Origin of the sequence: Kerstersia similis, from assembly GCF_965139615.1 — a bacterium.
GTDB lineage: Bacteria > Pseudomonadota > Gammaproteobacteria > Burkholderiales > Burkholderiaceae_B > Kerstersia > Kerstersia similis.
Window position 1 is genome coordinate 1 of record NZ_CBCSIQ010000046.1, and the last position, 5,439, is coordinate 5,439.

The following is a 5,439-nucleotide window of genomic DNA, read 5'->3' on the forward strand; positions in this document are numbered from 1 at the left end:
TCGGCTTTTACAACACCCAACGGCTGCATTCCACACTCGGATACCGCTCGCCGACCGATTACGAAAAAGCCACTACCTGAAATTCCCTATCCCAGTGTCCACTGATACTTGACCACGACAGGTGCCGTATGGATTGGCTGGGGGGCGACTCAGCGATCCAGGCTTTCCCGCCGATAGAACTCAGCTAGTTCGCGGGTGGATGAAAGCTTGATCTTTGGCAAGTTGATGTGCTCGAAAATCTCGTCGTAATGCTTCCGGTTAGCCCGGGTCGTGACGGTGATGTGGCGAATCATGGCCCATTTGACGCTGTCCTTGTTACCAGCAAGGCTACCGAGACGATTGCGTTCGAACCATGACCGGCGCATGTAGCGCAGCAGGCTCGTCAGGCTGGGAACGTCCAACAGTATGAGTCCGGTCGCGCGTGCCAAGCGTTGTGGCAAACATCGGGAATAATTGCCTTCGATCACCCAATTCGTCCCTGCAATCACCTCATCATGCAGCGCGACAAAATCCTCATACGGACGGGGATGCCAATCTGTGTTGGGCAAGTGGTAGAGCACATCGAGATGGATGGGCGTCAAACCCCGTGCCCGCCCGATAGCAACCGCCAAGGTGGATTTGCCGCTATTCGACGGCCCCATGATACAGATACGGGGCCCCAGATCATCGAGACGCGTAGAGTCGCGCATACGCTTTCCTGTCATGGCGAGGTTGATGACGCAATCCGTATGGTGGGTTGATACTGGCACACACCGGGAAGCCCGTGGACGTATTCAGAAAAACAAGCCCGGACGTTGTCGCGTTAACGCCATGCAGCGACGGTGTTGAGGCCAATTCGCCCAGGGCCAGGTTTCGAGCCCCATGATTGTAAAACCGCATTTGGAAGGCTGTGGCCGTCGGTTTCTTCGGGCGTGTATTGGTGGCGACACATCCATGCCGTGGATCCAGGCAGAAGGTGTCGAGTACAACAGAGAAAGATTGAATATCGGTCTGGTTGCGTTGCCTTGGCACAGCTTGCCGGGGGGGGGCATCATGAAGGAAGATTGTTCACACTGGGTGTTAAGCAGATTTCGGCATCAGTTAGGGGTAGGCTCGAAAGTAAAAAAAAGGAGGTACCTAGCTGCATGGCATGGGCAGCGGGGCAGAAAACGAAATTTTCTATCTTGTAGCTGATACACGAAGCTTTGCTGGCATTCCGTAACGTCTTGGAACGGGCAGTCTCTGGCATGACCCGGCAATGTAGCTATATCGGAGATGACCGCCAGGCGGCGCACGACTACAAAGCCTATGAAAAGTCATTGACTGCTAGGACGGGTCATATCGTCTTGATCCTGTCCTCTTTCCTCGATTATGACTTAAACAGAATTTTGCTGGGCTAGTAAAAAACAACACAGCGAGTTTCGTAAAATAATGTCGAGTGATACCATAATAAAATGTAGTTAAAAAATCACATAAAGACATGAATAAATATTTGAACCATCTGGCGCAAGTAAAGGACGATGTGGTCGTCGTGCTAAGAGAGAAAGGTATTCAAGAGAAATACCTTCAGTTTGGCGGAGAGGGGCCTCCACCCGAAAAAAAGCCCAGGCCACCAACAGATGCACGATCAGAATTCCTCGCAAATCGTGCGATGGGCGATTGGGCCGAGGGTATAGTTACTAGCGCAATCCAAACGAACTATAGAGATAGCTGGGCCGTCGCCCAGTATGGCAACACTGATTCGCTGGCTGCAGGGGAAGATGGTTTCACTGAACTCTATACTGCCGGCCTGGAAGAGGTACGTAAGTATGGAAAGCGTCCAGACTTGCTAGTGCTGCCGGTAGAGATAGCTCCTCCTGCTGATATCTCTGCCCTGCCACGCGAGAGGTCAGACGAATATGTAGCAGACTCGATTGCTGCAATCGAAGTCCGATCGAGCAAGTTCAAGGCACTCCAGTATATGCAAGTTCGGAGGGAAGACTCTGCAAGCGGAAAAAAGTCAGATCGGCCTACTCCGAGCTTCACAGTTAAGGTTGAAGATCTAGTAATTGTGTACCGCTGGATAGAAAGATACGGCGTATCACAGTCTTATTGCCAAGTCTTTTTCGATTCCATATGGGGTATAAATGTCCTCGATATTTTTCGCACCATCGGATCAGGGGCTGGATTTAAGATCGAAACCCCAGCGAAAAGTCAATTAAAATCTACGATTATGATACCGATTACGACTGGCGTGGAAATAGGTACCTTCAAAGAACCTCCCGCTTTCCAGGTGGAGACAAGATGCACCCGCCTAGGAAGGGTTGATGCATTCGTAAAGCCGGTCGGTGGGAAAGTAGAAATCAGTAAAGAAAGGCTCAGAAAAGTGCTTCTTGCGTAAAGCGATTCATCGTAACCTGCCGGAGGGATGTCGTGGGCTGATCGATCAAGCGTGCTGCTAGTAGATTCAGCTCCGTCGGACAGAAATCCGGGGTGTTACGAAACTCCCGATCCCATGAAACAAACAGCGAAATGATTTCATCCAAGGTAGCCTCAGGCAGGCATCTGATATCTGGTACTTCTAATTGAAGCAAATCCTTCGGCTCAAATTTGGCCAGACCGCCGCCATAGACGCGGCGGTGCCTCATCGCACGCTCTTGGATAGGGCCAGCATTCAAAAGTGCTACCAATGCCTTCACCTGTCGGCTGCTCAGGCCGTTAGGGTATAAGCAGTGAAAGGTGGTCAAATTGTAAGCGCCTGCAGCATTAAGAACAAATCGAAGATTTCCCCGGCTGAAAACAGCAGCCCAAATAGGTGCTGGGTCTCGATTCTCCATTGAATACCATGGGCTGCGCGCTGCCAATAAATAGCGTGTATTCAGATTCTGTGCGATACCCTCAGAAATATAATCATTTTCTGCGGGAGATAAGTCTGGGCCGAACGAAATCAACCGCGTCCGTGCATCATCGTCTTCTAGTTGAAAGAGATCCTCTTTCGAAAAAATCAGGCCTTTAACATCCTGAGCACGACCAATGCAGATTTTCTGATTGTGTTTTTGAATGCCATAAGCTGTAGTTTGGGAAGGCCTTAAATGAAAAAAGTCATTTGCTCCAGTAGCAATGCCACGGCGACTTTTTGCTAAGGTCTCAACCACGATGAGATGGTCACTTTTTTTATGTGATCCCATTGCAAAAAGTTGGTCCCACTTTTGAGTGGCTAGAAGCATATGCCATGGGATATGTTCTCTCTTTACACCAGGTAATTCGGAGATTCTCCCGGCCATTAATGATTCTAGGTCTGGCATTGATACGGCTTCTTCAACGTAAATAACGTCGAGGCTATCGAGGTTTTTTGGGCTTTTTTCGATCAATAATATCGCTGCGGTGGTTAAGGCATCCTCGAATGTAAATGTATCGTGCGAGAAATAAATCAGTTGCCGCAAATAACCAGTCGAATGAAAAAATTTCTTAATGGCTGCTCCGAAGTTTGCATTCATCCATTCAGCCGGTACGATAATAGATGCCCGCCCACCATCTCGCAGCTTTCGACAGATCTCTAGTATAAAAAGTACATACAGATTGGAACGGCGAGACAGTTTGACCCCATTCTTATTTCCGACCACAGTATGGACATCAAAGTCGTAATACAAGTTTTGATGGCGCAAATATGGTGGATTTGCTAAAATTGCATCGAACTGGGACAGCTCTACTGTCAGGAAATCTCCCTTGATAAAATTTACCAACTTGTCTTTAGCCATTGACATGCGTGCTAGTTGCAATGGTGCCTGATCAATGTCTATGCAGGTAATTTTTGCATCTGGTAACGATTCGCGGACCGTTCGAGTTAATATTCCAGGGCCCACGGAGGGGTCAAGCACGGTCTCGGGTTTGACGCTCGTTATCCAATTAGCCATCAACTTCGCAAGAGGCACTGGTGTGAAAAACTGTCCCAAGAAAGAACGCCGGTCTCTTGGAGCCACACGGACATAAATTTGTTCCGGGGTCTCAGTGCTGTCTATTGGCCATTCGATGTTCAATTCTTCGAGATCATCAATATTAATTAGCCTGTCCTTCTTTGCCCCAGCTTTTGCCATCAATTGCCTCGTAGTAATTCATCTATCCCGGTTTGCGCGTCTCACTCATCGCATCCGAAATCAGTACTCTCGTCTATTCACCGTAAAATTATAAATAGCAGATAACGGTGATAATCAAAAAGATAAAGTTATAATTAGTGCCCTGCAGCTTTCTTTAGCTAGCGCTAGCCAAGTGGCAGACTAGCTGCCAAGGCCACCTCGCATGTTATGGGCGCACTCATCTCGAGTGGCGTAGTGCCCCGAGCAGGGCAGGACGAGGCGCCGATGGCTGATACCCTACGTGGCTGCTACCAACTGAGAGCGCTACGATGTTGATACAGTTCGAGTACTGATGATTCATAAGAATGTCTGTATTGCAATGTCTGTATTGCGCACTGCACGGTAGAACGCCTTATACGTGCCAAGGGTCTTTAGAGTCAGTACTGGGGCGAAAAGATCCGAACTACGCTACCCAATATTTTGATGCCATGCTCGCTAAGCTATGTTAACCGAGTGCTCATGTCTCAACCGTCATACCAGCGAAGTAGTGTCGGATCTTGCCTATGTCGCGACCTAGCAAGGCAAGCCGTGCGTGACCTGCGTCATCAGCGTGATTGCTCCACACACGTGGACTGGTGTGCCACCCCCACCATTGACGAACTTCACTTTCAGTGCCACAAGCAGGCCTTAGTAAACACCGACCGAAGGCTGATGCCTTGGCCCACTGGTCGGGCAGGGACCGCAGTATGTTCCACCCGAAACATCGACCAGCTAGCTAATATAAGCAGTCAACCTCCGTAGGGTGGCGAAGACAAGAGCTATGACAATATGTTGAAAGCGACCATCAACTGAAAATGTAAGTATCAACTTATATACAGGCGTGCGCCTTCGAAAACCAGCGAATTCGTAACACTAGCCACCACACAATAGGATGCGCCGGTACAACCGAACACGGCTATGCAAACCGATTGTCTCCTTTGACAAAAGCCTGCAGCAAAGCATCAATATGGCCACCACGTTCCTCCTGGCTTGAACCAACCGACCTTCGCAAAACCTGTGGTTGCTCAAGCGACTAGCACGTGCATTGTACTTCGATGGCAACCACCTATAGAGACTGCTGTGCTTGATGCCTCGGTCTCGCATATATCCAAAAAAACTGGTGTATCACCTTGAGCAGGCTGAATCGTCCCGGGTTTTGCGGAGGCTCCACTCTTTGAGAAAATGGAGCCACTATGAGCAAGCAGAACAAGTTTTCCCCTGAGGTTCGCGAACGCGCTGTGCGCCTGGTACAGGAGCACCGTGGGGAGTATCCGTCGCTGTGGGCGGCCGTCGAATCCATTGCGCCGAAGATCGGTTGCGTGCCGGCCACGCTGCTGGATTGGGTCAAGCGCAGCGAGATCGACAGCGG

At 49.7% G+C, this 5,439-nt stretch carries 3 protein-coding genes and 1 pseudogene; 2 read left to right on the plus strand and 2 right to left on the minus strand.

Going from position 1 to position 5,439, the window contains the following annotated elements:
- Nucleotides 1–149: 149 nt before the first annotated feature.
- Nucleotides 150–689 carry a P-loop NTPase family protein gene (locus ACNA1V_RS17235; protein WP_415834806.1) on the minus strand — a complete coding sequence of 180 codons (540 nt, stop codon included), beginning with the start codon at nucleotides 687–689 and terminating at the stop codon, nucleotides 150–152.
- A gap of 770 nt (nucleotides 690–1,459) precedes the next feature.
- Here ACNA1V_RS17235 and ACNA1V_RS17240 point away from each other — a divergent pair.
- On the plus strand, nucleotides 1,460–2,359 hold the full coding sequence (locus ACNA1V_RS17240) for an AccI family restriction endonuclease (RefSeq protein ID WP_415834807.1): 900 nt from the start codon (nucleotides 1,460–1,462) through the stop codon (nucleotides 2,357–2,359).
- On the opposite strand, the gene ACNA1V_RS17245 is transcribed toward ACNA1V_RS17240, so the two are convergent.
- Nucleotides 2,337–4,052 carry an HsdM family class I SAM-dependent methyltransferase gene (locus ACNA1V_RS17245; RefSeq protein ID WP_415834808.1) on the minus strand — a complete coding sequence of 572 codons (1,716 nt, stop codon included), beginning with the start codon at nucleotides 4,050–4,052 and terminating at the stop codon, nucleotides 2,337–2,339. The two genes, ACNA1V_RS17240 and ACNA1V_RS17245, sit on opposite strands and share 23 nt — an antisense overlap.
- Before the next feature lie 1,211 nt (nucleotides 4,053–5,263).
- On the opposite strand from ACNA1V_RS17245, the pseudogene ACNA1V_RS17250 reads away from it, so the two are divergent.
- Nucleotides 5,264–5,439: pseudogene (locus tag ACNA1V_RS17250) on the plus strand (IS3 family transposase); the annotation flags it as partial.

Coding starts and splice junctions, on each gene's coding strand:
- ACNA1V_RS17235 (WP_415834806.1), bottom strand. CDS start 689: ATGCGCGACTCTACGCGTCTCGATGATCTGGGGCCCCGTATCTGTATC.
- ACNA1V_RS17240 (WP_415834807.1), top strand. CDS start 1,460: ATGAATAAATATTTGAACCATCTGGCGCAAGTAAAGGACGATGTGGTC.
- ACNA1V_RS17245 (WP_415834808.1), bottom strand. CDS start 4,052: ATGGCAAAAGCTGGGGCAAAGAAGGACAGGCTAATTAATATTGATGAT.